1 protein-coding gene is annotated in these 413 nt (G+C 66.8%); it reads left to right on the top strand.

Annotated features, from left to right (window positions below; all coding sequences use genetic code 11):
* Positions 1 to 226 (top strand): HNH endonuclease signature motif containing protein (locus tag OQ02_RS44585; protein WP_197043391.1); only part of this gene is annotated, 226 nt, incomplete at its 5' end.
* Between the last annotated feature and the right edge of the window lie 187 nt (positions 227 to 413).

Below are 413 nucleotides of genomic sequence, written 5' to 3'. Positions count from 1 at the left end.
GTGGTGCGACGCGCACCACGTCACATTTTGGGCGGAAGGAGGTGCCACGGATCTGGGCAACCTCGTTCTCCTGTGCCGCACGCATCATTCCCTGGTGCACCACTCGCGTTGGCGGATCACGATGACCGGTGGTGTTCCGGCGTTCATCCCGCCGCGTCACGTGGACCCCGCCCAAAGGCCCCGGCAAAACCTGCTCCACCGACCACCGGTGCCCCTCGCCGCCTGAACACCACGACCGGACAGACGTCGCCGGCTGGACGGCCGCACGGGGCCCCGTGGCGTCCGAAGATCGGCTGCGCCCCGGGCTGGGGCACCTAGATGATTGATTCCAAGGGGTAGGCACCTGGAGATATGGGGCGAGGGTGTCGATGTACGGGTTGTGACGACCGACATTGACACCCTCGCGACCGCAC

It is taken from the genome of Saccharothrix sp. NRRL B-16314 (assembly GCF_000716595.1).
In the GTDB taxonomy this organism is placed as follows: Bacteria; Actinomycetota; Actinomycetes; order Mycobacteriales; family Pseudonocardiaceae; genus Actinosynnema.
This window is presented reverse-complemented; position numbering and strand designations above follow the sequence as displayed.